Here is a 17,792-nt window from a genome sequence, read left to right on the forward strand (position 1 = left end):
GCACATCAGCGGTTAAAGACGCGGTTTTCCTGCTCTGCCACACGAATAAAGGTGGTGCGTTTGGTCAGCTCTTTCAGGCGCTCTGCGCCGACGTAAGTACAGGCCGAACGCAGTCCGCCGAGGATATCTTTCACCGTCTCCGCGACCGGTCCACGCAGCGGCAGACGAACGGTTTTACCTTCTGCGGCGCGGTAGCCCGCCACACCGCCCACATGTCGTTTCATCGCGGATTCGGAGCTCATGCCGTAGAACAGCATGAACTGCTCGCCCTGCTCTTCAACAAGAGTGCCTTCGCACTCATCGTGCGCCGCCAGCATGCCGCCGAGCATCACGAAGTCAGCGCCGCCGCCGAACGCCTTGGCGATATCGCCCGGCACGGCGCAACCGCCGTCACTGACAATCTGCCCACCGAGGCCGTGCGCCGCATCAGCACACTCAATCACCGCGGAGAGTTGCGGGTAGCCAACGCCGGTTTTGACGCGCGTGGTGCAGACCGAACCCGGGCCGATTCCCACCTTTACAATGTCGGCACCGGACAGAATCAGCTCTTCGACCATTTCACCGGTCACCACATTCCCGGCACAAATGGTTTTCCCCGGGAAGCTTTCCCGCGCGCGCTGCAGGAAGGCAACAAAGTGCTCGGAGTAGCCGTTTGCCACATCAATACAGATAAAATTGAGTTGGGGTGACAGCGCGAGGATCGCGCTTAACTTTGTGAAATCTGCTTCTGAGGTCCCGGTGGAGACCATCACGTGGCTGAGCACCGTGGCCGGTACGCGCTGGATAAAGGTCTGCCACGCTTCAACACTGTAGTGCTTGTGAACGGCGGTCAGCACGTTAAAGCCAGCCAGCGCTTCGGCCATGGTAAAGGTGCCGACGGTATCCATGTTGGCGGCAATCACCGGAACGCCGGACCAGGCGAGGCCTGAATGTTTGAAGGTGAACGTACGTTCCAGCTCAACCTCGGAACGGCTTTTCAGCGTGGAGCGTTTCGGGCGGATCAATACATCTTTAAAGCCCAGTTTTACATCTTCTTCGATACGCATAGCAGAGTGTCCTGGTTAGTGACGACGAACCGCAGTTCGGGTAGCGCTCACGGCTCCAGTGTCGTTATCATACGCGCCATTCGTTCCGCGACAAGACTGCGAATTTCACTTTATTTAAGCTACAATCCGTTAAATTTAGCTGAGAAAACCGATTGTGATCGGGCTCTCATCACGCTGCGGCAGATGAGAAAATGTTGAGAGAACGCTATGCCTTTTACCGTTGCACTGACCGGCGGCATTGGTAGTGGTAAAAGCACCATTGCTAACGCTTTTGCCGCGCTGAACGTCGACATCATTGATGCCGATGTGATTGCCCGCGAGGTGGTTGAACCGGGCACACCTGCGCTCAATGCGATTGTGAAACGCCACGGAGAATCGATTCTGACCGCAGAAGGCACGCTTTATCGCGCGCGTTTGCGGGAAATTATTTTCCAGCAGCCGCAAGAGAAAAACTGGCTCAATCAACTGCTGCATCCGCTGATTAACGCCCGTACCCAGCAGCTGAAGGCGCAGGCGACTTCGCCTTACGTCATGTGGGTAGTGCCGCTGCTGGTAGAAAATGGTCTGCAGCATCAGGCTGATCGGGTATTAGTCGTAGATGTCGACGAGGCCACGCAGCTGCAGCGCACCCGCCAGCGTGATGGTATCTCTCTCAGCCAGGCGCAACGGATTCTTGCCGCGCAGGCCAGCCGTCAGCAGCGTTTAGCCTGCGCGGATGACATCATTGATAACAGCGGCACGCCGGAACAGGCTTTGCCGCGCGTTGCTGAACTTCACCAGCGCTATTTACGCCTGGCAGCAACCGGACGGGATTAATATCATGAGCACAGTGGTTCTGTTTGAACACCCATTGAATGAGAAAATGCGCACCTGGCTGCGCGTGGAGTTTTTGATTAACCAGCTGCACGAAACGCTGCCGGTCAACAGCTCGGTTGCCGCACTCGGTGTATTTCGTATTATTGGCGACCTGCTGGATATCTTCGAACGCGGCGATATGCGCACCGAGCTGTTAAAAGAGCTGGAGCGTCAGCAGCAAAAACTGCGTGCCTGGCTGGATGTGCCGGGTGTCGATGAACACACCGTCAGCCAGCTGCGCGAACAGCTGAAGCAGCAATCCAGCGAGCTGATGGCCGCGCCGCGCATGGGCCAGCAGCTGCGCGAAGACCGGCTGATTGCCTCCGTACGTCAGCGCCTGAGCATTCCCGGCGGCTGCTGCAGTTTTGATCTGCCGGGTTTACACATCTGGCTGCACCAGCCACAGGCGCTGCGCGATACTCTGGTGAATAGCTGGCTGGCCTCGCTCGATCCGCTGCGCAACAGCCTGACGATGATCCTCAACCTGATTCGTCAGTCGGGCGTGTTTCGCCATCAGACCAGCCTCAACGGCTTTTATCAGGATAATGCCGAGGGGTCCGACCTGCTGCGCCTGCAGCTGACGCTGGAAGATGCGCTCTATCCGCAGGTCTCTGGTCATAAAAGCCGCTATGCCATCCGCTTTTTACCGCTCGATAGCGAACGCGGTGAAGTGCCGGCGCGACTGAATTTTGAATTAGCCTGTTGTTAGAGGATGTTATGCAGGAAGAGATGATTACCGTACCTTGCCCCAACTGCGGTAAAGCCGTGATGTGGGATGAACTCAGCCCGTGGCGCCCGTTTTGCAGCAAACGCTGTCAGTTGATCGACCTGGGCGAGTGGGCCGCTGAGGAGAAACGCATTCCCAGCAGCGGAGACATGACGGAGAGTGACGACTGGAGTGAAGAGCAGTCGTGATCGGCAGGGGCACGCGGCCCCTGAGTTTAAATCTCGCCCGCCACTAAGCGGGCAATCAGGGCGTGGTTGGCCGGTGGAAATTCATCGGCCACTAAATCACGCTGCTCGACCCAACGCTGCGGCTGACCTTCGCGTCCCCACGGCTCACCCTGCCAGCCCTCCACCAGGAAGAAATGCAGCGTAACACGCAGGTCATCGTAACTGTGGTCGGCCTGACCAATCGCTTTCGCCGCCGTCACCTCAATACCGGTTTCTTCCATCAGCTCACGTTTTAACGCCTGTTCTGCGCTTTCGTGCTGTTCAATTTTTCCGCCCGGGAACTCCCATTTGTTGGCCATGTGCGAGCTTGCTGCGCGCTGGGCAAGAAAGATCTGACGACTGGCATTGCGAATGATGCCCACCGCAACCTGCAGGTGTTTCATAAGCTGGATTCCGCTTGTAGTGAGTGAGCGCTGATTTTAAAGCAGACGCCGGACGATGTTAACTGCTGTCGGCTTCACCGCGATCCTGTCGCACAGATTCCAGTTATTAAGACAGGTCGTAATGATCGCACGGCGCCATGTTGGGAATACTCGCAGCCACTTTACTCTAGCCAGGCCGACTACACATGGAACGCAAACTAACAACGTTTCTGGCGCAAGACGCACAGAAACAGATGAATACCTTACGCCATTTGGTTTTTCACGACATCCTGACACTCGACAGCGCGCAGAACACCTTAACCTGGTGGCCAGAGCAGAAGACCATCCCGCTTAATGAAGCACAGAAGCGCTTCTTCTCCTGCCTGCTGCTGCGCATCACGTCGAAACGGCAGATTATTGCCACGGTATGGAATGAGAGCTATCCGGGGATCAGCGACAACAACTATCACCAGTTGCTGTTTCAGAGCCGGGCGTTGCTGAAACGCTATGGTTTGCCGGATGGGCTGCTGGTCACGCTGCCCTACCATGGCGTGCGGCTGAATGAGGAGAAGCTGATGGCGATTAACCGCTAATCAGCCAAAGAAAAAGGAGCCCGCGGGCTCCTTTTTGTTATCAGGCCAGACGACCGTGACACTGTTTGTATTTTTTACCTGAGCCGCATGGGCACGGATCGTTACGTCCCACTTTCCGCTCACCGCCCTGTGCCGCCAGCGCAGCGGCCGCTGCGGTGTCGTCATCGACGTGACTGAGCTGCTGCTGCTGTGCCAGACGCTCTGCTTCTTCACGACGCTGCTGCTCCATCGCTTCCACTTCTTCCGGCATCCGCACCTGCACTTTGCTCAGGGTGCTGATCACTTCGTACTTCAGCGACTCCAGCATCGCGGCAAACATGGCGAAAGATTCACGTTTGTACTCCTGCTTCGGATCCTTCTGCGCATAGCCACGCAGATGGATACCCTGACGCAGATAGTCCATCGCCGCCAGATGCTCTTTCCACAGCGAGTCGAGCGTTTGCAGCATCACGCCTTTTTCGAAGTTGCGCATCATTTCTGCGCCGACCACTTCTTCTTTCGCCGCATAGTTTTCGCTGGCGCGGCTCATAATGCGCTCACGCAGCGTCTCTTCATGCAGATCCGGCTCTTTATCCAGCCACTCGGCAATCGGCAGATCCAGATCGAAATCATTGCGCAGACGCTCTTCCAGCCCCGGAACGTCCCACATCTCTTCCAGCGACTGCGGCGGAATGTAAGTGTCGATAGTGGCTTTGAACACATCTTCACGGATGCTGTTGATGGTGTCCGAAACGTCAGAGACATCCAGCAGTTCGTTACGCTGGCTGTAAATGGCGCGGCGCTGATCGTTAGCGACGTCATCATATTCCAGCAGCTGTTTACGGATATCGAAGTTGCGGCTTTCCACTTTGCGCTGCGCATTAGCAATCGCTTTGGTTACCCACGGATGCTCAATCGCTTCACCCGGCTTCATACCCAGCTTACGCATCATGTTGGACACACGATCGGAGGCAAAGATACGCATCAGCGCATCTTCCATCGACAGATAGAAGCGCGAAGAACCGGCGTCACCCTGACGGCCCGCACGGCCGCGCAGCTGGTTATCGATACGGCGTGATTCGTGGCGTTCGGTACCGATAATGTGCAAACCGCCTGCCGCCAGCACCGCATCATGGCGCAGTTTCCACGCCGCCTTGATGGCTTCAATCTGCTCTTCCGTCGGGTTTTCCAGCGCGGCCACTTCCGCCTGCCAGCTACCGCCGAGCATGATGTCCGTACCACGACCGGCCATGTTGGTCGCGATGGTTACCGCGGCTGGCTGACCTGCCTGCGCCACGATATCCGCTTCGCTGGCGTGGAACTTGGCGTTCAGTACGCTGTGCTTAATACCCGCGCGCGTCAGCTCCTGGGATACCACTTCCGATTTTTCAATCGAGATGGTGCCCACCAGTACCGGCTGCCCGTTAGCCGTACAGGTGCGAATATCTTCGATAATGGCGTCAATCTTCTCTTTCTCGGTCATGTAGACCAGATCGGCCATATCTTTACGCACCATCGGACGGTTGGTCGGCACCACGATGGTATCGAGCTTGTAGATGGAGCTGAATTCAAACGCTTCAGTATCAGCGGTACCGGTCATACCGGCCAGTTTCTCGTAGATACGGAAGTAGTTCTGGAAGGTGATGGAAGCCAGCGTCTGGTTTTCATTCTGGATCTCCACACCTTCTTTGGCTTCGACCGCCTGGTGCAGGCCATCAGACCAGCGACGTCCCTGCATGGTACGGCCGGTGTGTTCATCAACAATGATCACCTCGCCGTCCTTCACGATATAGTCAACGTCGCGGGTGAACAGTGCATGGGCGCGCAGCGCTGCCGTCACGTGGTGCATCAGCATGATGTTGGTCGGCGAGTAGAGTGATTCGCCCTCATCCATGATGCCCTGACTGACCAGCAGCTCTTCCACTTTCACCAGACCGCGCTCGGTCATGTGCGCCTGACGGGCTTTTTCATCTACCCAGAAGTCACCTTCGCCCTGGAAGTTATCCGAGTCTTCTTTTTCCTGGCGCACCAGGTGTGGAATGATTTTGTTGACCTTGATATAGAGATCGGAGCTGTCTTCGGCCGGGCCCGAGATAATCAGCGGGGTACGCGCTTCATCGATCAGGATCGAGTCCACCTCATCCACCAGCGCATAGTGCAGTTTACGCTGTACGCGCTCTTCCGGACTGAAGGCCATGTTATCGCGCAGATAATCGAAGCCGTATTCGTTGTTGGTGCCGTAGGTGATATCGGCTGCATAGGCAGCGCGCTTGGCCACTGCCGGCATGCCCGGCAGGTTGATACCGACTGTCAGACCAAGGAACTCAAACAGCGGACGGTTGTTTTCGGCGTCACGCTGCGCCAGATAGTCGTTGACGGTCACAACGTGCACGCCCTTGCCGCTCAGCGCGTTCAGGTAAGCCGGCAGCGTCGCAGTCAGGGTTTTACCCTCACCGGTACGCATCTCCGCGATGCAGCGTTCGTTGAGCACCATGCCGCCGATCAGCTGCACGTCAAAGTGGCGCATGCCAAACACGCGCTTACTGGCTTCACGCACGGTGGCGAAAGCTTCAGGAATCAGGCTCTCCAGCGTTTCACCTTTTTTCAGGCGCTCGCGGAATTGATCGGTTTTCGCTTTCAGTTCGTCGTCAGACAGTTTGACGAACTCCGGCTCCATCTTGTTGATGACATCGACCACTTTACGCATGCGGCGCAGAGTACGATCATTGCTGCTACCAAAAACTTTCGTTAACAATTTGATTAACATAATAAATTTATCTCAATTCAGCCGTGACAATACGGGCTGCAAAGGCAAAAAACAGAAAAAGGAAAATAACGTTAGCTTTGAGCAATGAAAGGTCCGGCGCGGATGCCATGAATAGCAGCCTGCCAGTCAGCAGAAGAGTGAACGTTGGGCGAAACATGATGCGCTCGCGACGGCGGTACCATCGTGGCTAAAGGTTGCGCGGGTGAAGTCAGCAGCGCCTGCAGCGAGTCAATCAGCGCCAGCTTTTGCGCCGCCAGCGGCAATGCATGTTCCGCTTCCGCTGTCGCGGGCGGCGTCATGCTGAATGAGAGATGGCGAATGACGGTGCGGATGGCGTGCTGATGCCAGTAGTCAACGTTGAAACTGGGGCGACGCGCGCTTTCCTGCAGGCGAATCAGGTGATCAAACCGCACCACCTTGCCGGTAAACAGGCTGCTGACCGGCGAATCGCTGCTGGTGGGCTCTGCGCTTTGTGCACAGGCAGGCAGGCCGAGACTGGCCGCCACCATTCCCAACAGGAGATGAGGCCAGAAATAGCGTCTGCCGAGTTGTCGCCAGCGTGAGAAAATCCCGATCACCTTTCGTCCATCATGCCAGTCATTAAGCGCTAAGCCAGAGTTGCGTTTCGCACCCTGCTTACATGAGCGCCAGATAATAGCACTTATGTGGGGCTTCGACATCAGGGATTAAAGGGCTTACGGCGGATTTCACGTTTTTTTGCGCAGGGTTTGGTCGCTGACAACAGGGTTTTGCGAGCGGGATTACAGCGCCAGCGGCAGGCAATAAAAAACGGCGGGTTCCACTGACCGGAGAGGGTGTCAGGGAAGCCCGCCGTTTGATGGCTGACTAATTAAGCCAGCACTAAATTTGGCGCTTTGAAGGCCAGTGGCAGTTCAGCTTCGTCTTCGAAGGTCGCCCATTCCCAGGCTTCCTGTTTCGCCAGCACCGCCTGCAACAGTTTGTTGTTCAGCGCATGGCCGGACTTGAACGCAGAGAATGCGCCAATCACGTTATGACCACACATGAACAGGTCGCCGATGGCGTCCAGCATTTTGTGACGCACGAACTCATCTTCAAAGCGCAGGCCATCTTCATTCAATACGCGGAAGTCATCGAGGCCAATCGCACAATCTAAACTACCGCCCAGGCACAGGCCTTTAGACTGCAGATATTCGATTTCACGCATAAAGCCGAAGGTGCGCGCACGGCTAATCTGACGCACAAAGGATTCAGCCGAGAAATTGAGCTGGTAACGCTGCGAGCTTGAGTCGATCGCCGGATGTTTGAAGTCGATGGTGAAGTCGAGTGAAAAACCGTTGTACGGTTTGATCTCGGCCCACTTATCGCCATCTTCTACCCGTACCGTTTGCTTCACGCGCACGAATTTCTTCGCACTGTTCAGCTCTTCGACACCGGCATCCATCAGCAAATAAACAAAAGGCGCGGCACTGCCATCCATGATCGGAATTTCTGGCGCATCGACTTCAACAATAATGTTGTCGATACCCAGACCTGCCAATGCAGCATTCAGGTGTTCAACCGTCGAAATACGCACGCCTTCATCATTCACCAGGCAGGTACTCAGCATGGTGTCGCGCACGTATTTTGCATCAGCCGGGAAATCAACCGGTGGATTCAAGTCAGTGCGACGATAGATGACCCCGGTATTAGCCGACGCAGGGCGTAAAGTCAGCGTGACTTTTTTGCCGGTATGCAAACCGACGCCAGTCGCCTGAACAATACGTTTTAATGTCCTTTGTTTGATCATCGCATTATCTCGCAATATTACCCATCCGACCGCCAGTATAAATTACCGGCGGGCAAATACTTTAGCACAAAGAGCGGAGAATCCCAATTCTCAGGATATTCTTAGTCTGCCTGTTTACGCAGGAAGGCTGGAATATCAAGATAGTCAGGCTCTTTGCTGGATGACGCTGGCTGGTCATTCACCACTTTCGCGGCCGGTTTCTGCTCCTGCGGCAGCGGCGCCATGCCGTGCTGCTGGTAGCGATGATCCATGACCGGCTGAGTCGCAGGTTTGTTAGTCACCAGGGTGATTTCCGGACGCTTGTCCATGCCGATACCGGTCGCCACCACGGTGACGCGCAGCTCGTCGTTCATCTCTGGATCCAGCGAGGTACCGATAACCACGGTCGCGTTGTCCGAGGCGAAGGCGCGGATGGTGTTACCCACGGTTTCGAACTCATCCAGGCGCAGGTCGAAGCCCGCCGTGATGTTGACCAGCACGCCACGCGCACCCGACAGATCGATATCTTCCAGCAGCGGGCTAGAGATCGCCATTTCGGCCGCTTCTTCGGCACGGTCTTCACCACAGGCAACGCCAGAACCCATCATCGCGTAACCCATTTCTGACATCACGGTACGCACGTCGGCGAAGTCGACGTTCATCAGACCCGGACGGGTAATCAGTTCTGCGATACCCTGCACCGCACCTTTCAGCACGTCGTTAGCCGCACCGAAGGCATCCAGCAGAGAGATACCACGGCCCAGCACTTTCAGCAGCTTGTCGTTAGGAATGGTGATCAGTGAATCAACATGCTTGGACAGCTCAGCGATACCCTGCTCAGCAAACGCCATGCGTTTTTTCCCTTCGAAGTTGAAGGGCTTCGTCACCACTGCAACCGTCAGGATACCTAAATCTTTGGCTACTTCAGCCACCACAGGAGCTGCACCGGTACCAGTACCGCCACCCATGCCCGCGGCGATAAACACCATGTCTGCCCCTTCCAGCGCAGAACGCAGTGCTTCGCGATCCTCTTCCGCCGAGGTACGACCGACTTCCGGGTTAGCACCCGCACCGAGACCTTTGGTGATATTGGTCCCGATCTGAATCGTCTGGCCGACCGCCGTTTTACGCAACGCCTGTGCGTCGGTATTCACAGCGAAGAATTCCACACCTTCGATACGCTCGCGTACCATGTGCTCTACGGCGTTGCCACCGCCACCGCCGACGCCGATGACTTTAATCACCGCGTCATTGGTTAATTCCATAGGTTCAAACATGATTTCTCTCCGTTATGTGCCTGTCGCCTGGAGATCATAAACATTGCCTGATGATCTCCTTTTTCAAAAAATTAAAACTCTTTCTTCAGCCAGCTGTTGATGCGTTTAAACCAATTGCCCACTGAAGCACGTTTTTCCGTTTCTGCATCACCGTTCATGTGTGACTCTTTGCCGTAATGCAGCAGGCCAACCGCCGTCGAGTAGTACGGCTCCTGTGCATAATCCGTCAGGCCGGTGATGTTAAGCGGCTGACCGATGCGCACCTGGGTGTGGAACACCCGCTGTGCACAGGCCGCCAGACCTTCAATCTGCGCCGCACCGCCGGTCAGCACAATACCGGCTGCCAGATGATGCTTCACGCCCTGCTGGCGCAGTTGCTCCTGCAGTTGCAGAATCTCGTCGTTCACCAGATTCAGCAGTTCGGTGTAACGCGGCTCAATCACTTCGGCCAGCGTCTGGCGCTGCAGGCTGCGCGGTGGACGTCCACCCACGCTCGGCACCTCGACGTTTTCGTCTTTGCCGACAATCGAACCCAGCGCACAACCATGACGCACTTTAATCGCTTCGGCGTCGGTTGGCGGTGTGCCAAAGGCATAGGCGATATCGCTGGTCACCACGTTCCCGGCATAGGGAATCACTTTGGTATGACGCAGCGCGCCGCCGGTGTACACCGCGATATCCATTGTACCGCCACCGATGTCAACAACACAGACTCCCAGCTCACGTTCATCTTCGGTCAGCACCGAAAAACTGGATGCCAGTCCGGCAAAAATCAGTTGGTCAACTTTCAGGCCACAACGTTCAACGGCTTTCACGATATTTTTTGCCATATCGTTGTGGCAGGTGATGAGATGCACCTTGGCCTGCATACGCACGCCGGAAAGGCCAACCGGATTTTTGATGCCTTCCTGATAATCGATGGCGTATTCCTGTGGAATCACATGCAGAATACGATGTTCGTCGCGCACGCGAACGGATTTCGCCGTATGCACCACGTTTTCCACATCATCCTGAGTGACTTCCTCTTCGGAAATCGGAACCATCCCGATTTCGTTCTGACAACTAATATGTTTGCCCGATAAAGCAAGGTATACCGACGAAATCTGGCAGTCTGCCATCAATTCCGCTTGGTCGATGGCGCGCTGAACGCACTTCACCACCGACTCCAGATCGTTCACGCCGCCTTTGTCCATACCGCGGGACGGGCAGCTGCCGACGCCAATAATGTTGACCATACCATCGGGCAGAATTTCCCCAACCAGGGCGGCGACCTTCGCAGTGCCGATTTCAAGTCCTACTACCAGTTTTCTGTCCGTTGCCTTGATCATTGTGGTTTAGCCTGTGCCTGGTTTTGTTGCTGATTACTGTCCTGTGGCTCAATCGGTGCCGGTGCCCAGCCTACTGCGGCGCCGGAGTCATAGCGTAGATCAACATAGCTGATGCGCTGGTTCTGACTCTGGCCCTGCTGCTGTAACTCCGGATAGAGCTCAATAAAACGGTTCAGACGCTTCATGGTATCGCTGCGCCCCAGTTCGATGCGCACATCGTCGCTGGTCACCAGCTGCCACGAGCGCCGCGCCGTCATCGACGCGACCTTCAGGGTAAACTTACTGGCCCGCAGCACATCACTCATGGTGTGATAGCCGGCCAATACCTCTTTCTCACTGCCTTCCGGCCCATACAGCATCGGCAACGTCTCTTTGCCGATGTGGCTGGCCGGGACGCTGAAGGAGACGCCATCGGCGTCCACCATGTGCGAGTCATTCCAGCGTGCCACCGGGACAAACTCCACCAGGTTTATCTTCAGCTCATCAGGCCACTGCTTGCGCACGCTAACCTGCTTAATCCACGGTAAACGCTCGATCTGCTGCTGGATAATATCCACATTCTGCGACATGAACGTTCCCGGCGCGCCGAGCGATAAAATCGCCTGACGAATATCATCGTGCGTGGTGTAGTGGGTTTCGCCCGTCACCACCAGCTTCGACAGCGGCAGTCGCGACGCATCGTTCATCCACTTCAGCACCACGAGGCCGCCAGCCACCATGATGCCCATCACCAGCAGCAGGAACACGATGCCAAACAGCCGTGCTCCGTTGCTCCGTCCGGAGCGCGCACGCTCCTGAGGTTCGCGATTTCTTACGCGCAGTGCCGCCTGAGACATATCAGTCAGCCAGCTCCAGAATGCGCGCCACCAGTTGCGGGAAGCTGTATCCCGCCTGCTTTGCCGCCATCGGCACCAGGCTGTGGCTGGTCATGCCTGGCGAGGTGTTCACTTCCAGCAGCTGGAAATTGCCGTCACCGTCGACCATCACATCAACCCGTCCCCAGCCGCTGCAGCCTAACGCGCGCCACGCGGCCAGCACTAATGTCTGCAGTTCCGCCTCTTTCTCCGCACTCAGGCCGCTCGGGCAGAAGTATTGAGTATCGTCAGAAATGTATTTTGCTTCATAGTCATAGAACTCGCTGGCGGTCTGAATTCTGATTGACGGCAGAATTTCGTCGCCGACGATGCCCACGGTGTATTCGGCACCGCTGAGAAAAGCTTCCACCAGCACGTCATCATCATGGCGAAACGCCTCCTGCAGCGCGGCTGGCAGCGCTTCCGCCTGGTTCACGCGGCTGATGCCAACGCTGGAACCTTCACAGCTTGGCTTCACAAACAGCGGCAGTCCGAGCGCGGCGATCGACGCCTGCGCTGCAGCATCCAGCCCCTGCTCATACTGCTGGCGCGTCAGCCAGACAAATTTGCCCGCCGGCAATCCCCTGCCCTGCCACAGCAGTTTGCTGCGCAGTTTATCCATGGTGATGGCCGACGCCATGACGCCGCTGCCGGTGTAGGGCAGTTGCAGAAACTCCAGCAGCGCCTGCAGCGTGCCGTCTTCGCCACCGCGACCGTGCAGCGCGATAAACGCTTTGGCAAAGCCCTGCTGCCGGAGGTCCAGCACTGAGACGTCACGGGTGTCGACACCGTGCGCATCAATGCCCATCTCGCGCAGTCCCGCCAGCACCGCGCTGCCGGACATCAGTGACACCTCGCGCTCGGCGGAGGTACCGCCCATCAATACCGCGACTTTCTCAGCCATGGCGCGCCTCCGTGTTCAGAGCCGGCTGCAGCTGAATCTCAGCCAGCTTGCGGGCAATTTTGCCGATGTTGCCGGCGCCCTGCACAATCACCAGATCGTCGCCGGACAGCAGCGGCGCCAGCGCATCCGGCAGCGCTTCGTGCTCGGAGACCAGAATCGGATCGACCTTGCCGCGATTGCGGATGGCACGGCACAGTGAACGGCTGTCCGCGCCCGGAATAGCGGCTTCGCCCGCCGGGTAGACATCCAGCATCAGTAATACGTCCACCTGCGACAGCACATTGGCGAAATCATCAAACAGGTCGCGGGTGCGCGTGTAGCGATGCGGCTGAAACACCATCACCAGCTTTTTCTCTGGCCAGCCGGCGCGCGCCGCTTTGATGGTGACATCCACTTCGGTCGGATGATGGCCATAATCGTCGACCAGCATCGCGCTGCCTGGCTTACCGTTAACGGCTGCGGTGTCAAACTCGCCCAGCACGTCGAAACGGCGACCGGTGCCCTGGAAACTCTCCAGCGCCGCCAGAATGGCGTTATCGTCAATGCCCTCTTCGCTGGCAACCGCCACGGCTGCCGCGGCGTTCAGCGCGTTATGGCGACCCGGCGCATTCAGCGTCACATGCAGCACCGGTTTGTCCTGACGAATCAGGGTGAAGTGGCCCTGCGCGCCGCGCTGTTCGTAGTTTTCGACCCGCACATCCGCATCGTCGCTGAAACCATAGGTGGTGACCTGACGGCCCACGCGCGGAATCAGATCGCGAATCACCACATCATCCACGCACATCACCGCGCGCCCGTAAAACGGCAGGTTGTGCAGGAAGTTAATAAACGTCTGCTTCAGGTTCTCAAAATCGCCCTGATAGGTATCCATGTGATCCGCTTCGATGTTAGTGACAATCGCCACCATCGGTTGCAGATGCAGGAAAGACGCGTCGCTTTCGTCCGCTTCCGCAATCAGATAACGGCTGCTGCCGAGGCGCGCGTGCGTACCCGCCGCTTTAACCAGACCGCCATTGACGAACGTCGGATCGAGACCGCCTTCCGCATAAATACTGGTCACCATCGCGGTGGTGGTGGTTTTACCGTGCGTGCCGGCAATCGCAATGCCGTGACGGAAACGCATCAGCTCAGCCAGCATCTCCGCCCGGCGGATCACCGGGATACGCTGCTCACGCGCCGCCACCAGCTCCGGGTTATCCTGCGCCACGGCGGTAGAAACCACGACGACGCTGGCGTCGGTAACATTTTCCGGGCGATGGTTGAAGTAAATGGTCGCGCCCAGCGAGGCCAGATGCTGCGTAACCGGATTGGGCGCCAGATCGGAGCCGCTAATGTGATAGCCTTCGTTCGCCAACACCTCGGCAATACCGCCCATGCCGGCACCGCCGATGCCGACAAAGTGGATGTGCCGGACGCGACGCATCTCGGGCACAATAGAACGCAGTTTTGCCAATTGTTGTGTATTCATCTGTCTCTGTTACCTGTTTTCCCGTTTGCACCTGCATTCAGATGCGGGCCAGTCAAACTGACCGGTTAACTTACTTCGCGACGCGCGCAACCTCTTGTGCCACCCGTTCGGTCGCATCAGGAATCGCGACCTGGCGGGCTTTTTCCGCCATCGCCAGCAGCGTGGCGCGATCCCAGTGGCGCAGCGTGTCTGCGACGGCCGCAGCAGTAAACTGCGGCTGCTCGAAAATTTTGGCCGCGCCGGCTTTTTCCAGCGGCAGCGCATTCCAGTACTGCTGACGATCTTTGTGCTGGAACGGCACGAAAATCGCCGGTAAACCTGCCGCCGCCACTTCACTGACGGTCAGCGCGCCGGAGCGGCACACCACCACATCGGCCCACGCATAGGCTTGCGCCATGTCATCGATGAACTCGGTGACCTTATGCTGCGGCTGGCCAGCGGCCTGATACGCCTGCTGCACGGTCTCCCGTGCGCCTTTGCCGGTCTGATGCCACAGCGTGATGGCGTCACCCAGTTCAGCGGCGACCTGCGGCACGATCTGATTGAGGATGCGCGCGCCCTGACTACCGCCAATCACCAGCACGCGAATCGGCCCGCTGCGGTGTGCCAGACGCTGCGCCGGAAGCGGCAGCGCCAGCACATCATTACGCACCGGGTTACCCACCACCTCAGCAGTGGGGAACGCGCCCGGAAAGGCCTGCATCACTGTGGTGGCGATCTTCGCCAGCCACTTGTTGGTCAGCCCGGCAATGCCGTTCTGCTCGTGCAGCACCACCGGGATGCCGCAACTCCATGCCGCAAGGCCGCCCGGCCCGGAAACATAACCGCCCATGCCCAGCACCACATCCGGCTGCCAGTTTTTCATGATGCGGCGCGCCTGGCACCACGCATTGAAGATGCGCACCGGTGCCAGCAGCAGGGCCTTTACGCCTTTACCGCGCAGTCCGCTGATGCGAATGAAGTCGATATTGATGCCATGCTTTGGCACCAGATCGGCTTCCATCCGGTCTGCCGTTCCCAGCCAGCGCACCTGCCAGCCTTGTTCGATCAGATGATGCGCCACGGCCAGTCCGGGGAACACATGTCCGCCGGTACCCCCTGCCATGACCATCAGCCGTTTACCACTCATCGGGCACCTCGGGTAAACGCCTGGGCTTTTGCCAGACGTGTTTCATAATCTATGCGCAATAAAAACACGATGGCGGTCGACATAATGATCAGACTCGATCCACCGTAACTGATCAGCGGCAGCGTCAGGCCCTTGGTCGGCAGCATACCCGCCGCCGCACCAACGTTAACCAGCGCCTGGAAGCTAAACCACACGCCAATGGAACAGGCGAGGAAGCCGGAAAAACGCTGGTCGATCTCCAGCGCGCGACGGCCAATCGACATTGCGCGAAAAGCGACGAAGAATACCATCAACAGCGCCAAAACCACACCGACATAACCCAACTCTTCACCGATAATTGAGAAGATAAAGTCGGTATGCGCTTCCGGCAGATACTCCAGTTTTTGCACCGAGTTGCCCAGGCCCTGCCCCCAGAACTCACCGCGGCCAAACGCCATCAGCGACTGGGTCAGCTGGTAGCCGCTGCCGAATGGATCTTCCCACGGGTTCCAGAAGGAGGTCACGCGGCGCATACGGTAAGGTTCCGCGATAATCAGCAGCACCACGGCGAAAATGCCGGAGCCGATAATCGCCAGGAACTGCCACAGTTTGGCGCCCGCCAGGAACAGCATCGCCAGCGTGGTAACAAACAGCACCACCACGGTTCCGAGGTCCGGCTGGGCCAGCAGCAGCACCGCCAGCACCACCATCACGCCCATCGGCTTACAGAAGCCCCAGAAGTTGTTCCGCACCTCTTCCACTTTGCGCACCAGATAACTGGCGAGATAGCAGAACAGCGACAGCTTGGATAACTCCGCCGGCTGAATACGCAGCGGCCCGAGTGCGATCCAGCGCGATGCGCCGTTAACCGAGCTACCGACCACCAGTACGATCAGCAGCATCGCCACCGAAGCCATCAGCATCGCGTTACTGTAGCGCTGCCAGAAATCCATCGGTACGCGCAGCGTCACTAACGCCATCCCCAGCGCCAGTGCGATATAAAAGGCATCACGCTTGGCAAAGTAGAACGGATCGTCGTTAAGACGCTGTCCAACCGGCATCGACGCCGAGGTGACCATGACAAAACCGATAATCGCCAGGCCAAACGTCAGCCACAGCAGCGTGCGGTCATACAGCACCACCGGCGCGTCGTCGTTGTCGCGCGCGCCCATCACCCAATCACGCAGGCGCAGCGAAATAAAACTGGCGATACTGGCTCCGGGAATACGCATCAGCTCAGCTCCTTCGCCAGTTGCGCGAAGCGATCGCCACGCTGTTCAAAATTACGGAACTGGTCGAGGCTGGCGCACGCCGGTGACAGCAGCACCATGTCGCCCGCCTGCACCTGAGCGGCAATCTGCGTCATCGCCTGTTCGAGCGTGTCGGTGCGCGTCGCCACCGCCGGACGCAGCGCGGCCAGCGCGTCGCCGTCGCGGCCAAAGCAGAACAGCCGCACGTTGTCGCCCTGCAGATAGCGCGCCAGCGGCGTAAAGTCCGCCCCTTTGCCATCGCCACCCAGCAGCAGCCACAGCGTGCCTTTCACCTGCAGGCCGTTAAGCGCGGCTTCGGTGCTGCCCACGTTGGTGGCTTTCGAATCATTAATCCAGCGCACGCCATGCGCTTCGTGCACCAGCTGGAAGCGATGCGGCAGGCCGCTGTAGGTGGTTAACGCTTTCAGGCTGGAGGCGCGCGGGATATTCACCGCATCGGCCAGCGCCAGCGCGGCCAGCGCATTGGTGTAATTGTGCTGCCCGACCAGCTTCATCTCGTCGGTATTAAGGACTTTCTCGCCCTTCACCCGCAGCCAGGTACTGCCCTGCTGCTGGTTGAGGTGATAATCGCCAACGTCGATGCCAAAGCTGACGCAGCGGCGATCGGCGCCGCGCACTGGCATGGTCATGCCATCGTCAGCATTCACCACGCAGATATCCGCGTTTTCATAGATGCGTAATTTAGCGGCGCGGTACTGCTGCATGCCGAGCGGATAGCGATCCATATGATCCTCAGTGACGTTGAGGATGGTTGCCGCCGCCGCTTTTAGGCTGTAGGTGGTTTCCAGCTGGAAGCTGGAGAGCTCCAGCACATACAGCTGCGCCGGCGATTTAAGCAGCGTCAGCGCTGGCAGCCCAATGTTGCCGCCTACGCCCACCTGCCAGCCCGCAGCGCGCGCCATTTCGCCCACCAGCGTGGTGACGGTACTTTTGCCATTGGAACCGGTGATCGCCACAATCGGCGCCTGCGCTTCACGGCAGAACAGTTCGATATCGCCGACAATTTCAATGCCGGCGTCGGCCGCTTCGCTCAGCGCCGGGTGCGCCAGCGCGATGCCCGGGCTGGCGATGATCAAATCGCATGCCAGCAGCCAGTCGCTGTTGATACCGCCAACGTGGCGCTCCACCTGCTCTGGCAGTTTGTCCAGCCCCGGCGGTGACACACGGGTATCCATCACGCGGGGCGTTACGCCCTGCGCGAGGAAGAAATCAACACAGGACAGGCCGGTGATGCCTAATCCAATGATGACGACTTTTCTGCCCCGATAGTCAGCCATGA

General features: G+C 57.8%; 17 protein-coding genes. 4 read left to right on the forward strand and 13 right to left on the reverse strand.

From position 1 onward, the window contains the following. Positions 1-5 precede the first annotated feature (5 nt). Complete coding sequence (locus AC6I8P_RS15200; protein ID WP_021507548.1) at positions 6-1,046, reverse strand: GMP reductase; 1,041 nt, start codon at positions 1,044-1,046, stop codon at positions 6-8. A gap of 207 nt (positions 1,047-1,253) precedes the next feature. On the opposite strand from AC6I8P_RS15200, the gene coaE reads away from it, so the two are divergent. The 3 genes from coaE to yacG are packed head-to-tail and all read left to right on the forward strand — an operon-like array spanning position 1,254 to position 2,816. Further along, positions 1,254-1,862: a dephospho-CoA kinase gene (coaE, locus tag AC6I8P_RS15205; RefSeq protein WP_058780442.1), complete on the forward strand. Its 609-nt coding sequence runs from the start codon at positions 1,254-1,256 to the stop codon at positions 1,860-1,862. Positions 1,863-1,866: 4 nt separating this feature from the next. Continuing rightward, complete coding sequence (gene zapD, locus AC6I8P_RS15210; RefSeq protein WP_058759493.1) at positions 1,867-2,610, forward strand: cell division protein ZapD; 744 nt, start codon at positions 1,867-1,869, stop codon at positions 2,608-2,610. 8 nt (positions 2,611-2,618) lie between these two features. Continuing rightward, on the forward strand, positions 2,619-2,816 hold the full coding sequence (yacG, locus tag AC6I8P_RS15215; RefSeq protein WP_021507551.1) for a DNA gyrase inhibitor YacG: 198 nt from the start codon (positions 2,619-2,621) through the stop codon (positions 2,814-2,816). A 26-nt stretch (positions 2,817-2,842) separates the two neighbouring features. Here the strand turns inward: yacG and mutT are convergent, their stop codons facing one another. Further along, complete coding sequence (mutT, locus tag AC6I8P_RS15220; protein ID WP_010618124.1) at positions 2,843-3,238, reverse strand: 8-oxo-dGTP diphosphatase MutT; 396 nt, start codon at positions 3,236-3,238, stop codon at positions 2,843-2,845. 233 nt (positions 3,239-3,471) lie between these two features. Between mutT and AC6I8P_RS15225 the strand changes: the two genes are divergently transcribed. Then, positions 3,472-3,810 (forward strand): winged helix-turn-helix domain-containing protein, encoded by a 339-nt coding sequence (locus AC6I8P_RS15225; protein ID WP_498030712.1) that lies wholly within the window; start codon positions 3,472-3,474, stop codon positions 3,808-3,810. Between the two features lie 40 nt (positions 3,811-3,850). Here the strand turns inward: AC6I8P_RS15225 and secA are convergent, their stop codons facing one another. The 11 genes from secA to murD all read right to left on the reverse strand — a co-directional run bounded on the left by secA (position 3,851) and on the right by murD (position 17,790). Continuing rightward, positions 3,851-6,556, reverse strand: a complete 2,706-nt coding sequence (gene secA / locus AC6I8P_RS15230) for a preprotein translocase subunit SecA (protein WP_059010287.1) — start codon at positions 6,554-6,556, stop codon at positions 3,851-3,853. Between the two features lie 71 nt (positions 6,557-6,627). Continuing rightward, positions 6,628-7,134: a secA translation cis-regulator SecM gene (secM, locus tag AC6I8P_RS15235; protein ID WP_211726684.1), complete on the reverse strand. Its 507-nt coding sequence runs from the start codon at positions 7,132-7,134 to the stop codon at positions 6,628-6,630. A gap of 272 nt (positions 7,135-7,406) precedes the next feature. Beyond that, positions 7,407-8,324 carry a UDP-3-O-acyl-N-acetylglucosamine deacetylase gene (gene lpxC / locus AC6I8P_RS15240; protein ID WP_031279703.1) on the reverse strand — a complete coding sequence of 306 codons (918 nt, stop codon included), beginning with the start codon at positions 8,322-8,324 and terminating at the stop codon, positions 7,407-7,409. Between the two features lie 101 nt (positions 8,325-8,425). Next, a complete protein-coding gene (ftsZ, locus tag AC6I8P_RS15245) occupies positions 8,426-9,580 on the reverse strand; it encodes a cell division protein FtsZ (protein ID WP_021507556.1) in 1,155 nt (384 codons plus the stop codon). A gap of 71 nt (positions 9,581-9,651) precedes the next feature. Beyond that, a complete protein-coding gene (ftsA, locus tag AC6I8P_RS15250; protein ID WP_013507861.1) occupies positions 9,652-10,908 on the reverse strand; it encodes a cell division protein FtsA in 1,257 nt (418 codons plus the stop codon). Continuing rightward, positions 10,905-11,744 carry a cell division protein FtsQ gene (gene ftsQ / locus AC6I8P_RS15255; protein WP_058780440.1) on the reverse strand — a complete coding sequence of 280 codons (840 nt, stop codon included), beginning with the start codon at positions 11,742-11,744 and terminating at the stop codon, positions 10,905-10,907. Before ftsQ ends, ftsA begins: the two co-directional genes overlap by 4 nt. Before the next feature lies 1 nt (position 11,745). Further along, positions 11,746-12,666, reverse strand: coding sequence for a D-alanine--D-alanine ligase (locus tag AC6I8P_RS15260; protein ID WP_104188113.1), 921 nt, complete (start codon positions 12,664-12,666; stop codon positions 11,746-11,748). Further along, a complete protein-coding gene (murC, locus tag AC6I8P_RS15265; protein WP_031279704.1) occupies positions 12,659-14,134 on the reverse strand; it encodes a UDP-N-acetylmuramate--L-alanine ligase in 1,476 nt (491 codons plus the stop codon). Before murC ends, AC6I8P_RS15260 begins: the two co-directional genes overlap by 8 nt. A 70-nt stretch (positions 14,135-14,204) precedes the next feature. Next, positions 14,205-15,263 carry an undecaprenyldiphospho-muramoylpentapeptide beta-N-acetylglucosaminyltransferase gene (gene murG / locus AC6I8P_RS15270; RefSeq protein WP_498030713.1) on the reverse strand — a complete coding sequence of 353 codons (1,059 nt, stop codon included), beginning with the start codon at positions 15,261-15,263 and terminating at the stop codon, positions 14,205-14,207. Further along, positions 15,260-16,474 (reverse strand): cell division protein FtsW, encoded by a 1,215-nt coding sequence (ftsW, locus tag AC6I8P_RS15275; RefSeq protein ID WP_021507561.1) that lies wholly within the window; start codon positions 16,472-16,474, stop codon positions 15,260-15,262. The genes murG and ftsW overlap by 4 nt, the downstream gene beginning before the upstream one ends. Further along, a complete protein-coding gene (gene murD / locus AC6I8P_RS15280; protein ID WP_058774827.1) occupies positions 16,474-17,790 on the reverse strand; it encodes a UDP-N-acetylmuramoyl-L-alanine--D-glutamate ligase in 1,317 nt (438 codons plus the stop codon). Before murD ends, ftsW begins: the two co-directional genes overlap by 1 nt. Positions 17,791-17,792: the final 2 nt, after the last annotated feature.

The sequence above is a fragment of the gamma proteobacterium symbiont of Lampromicra miyakona genome (genome assembly GCF_059730895.1).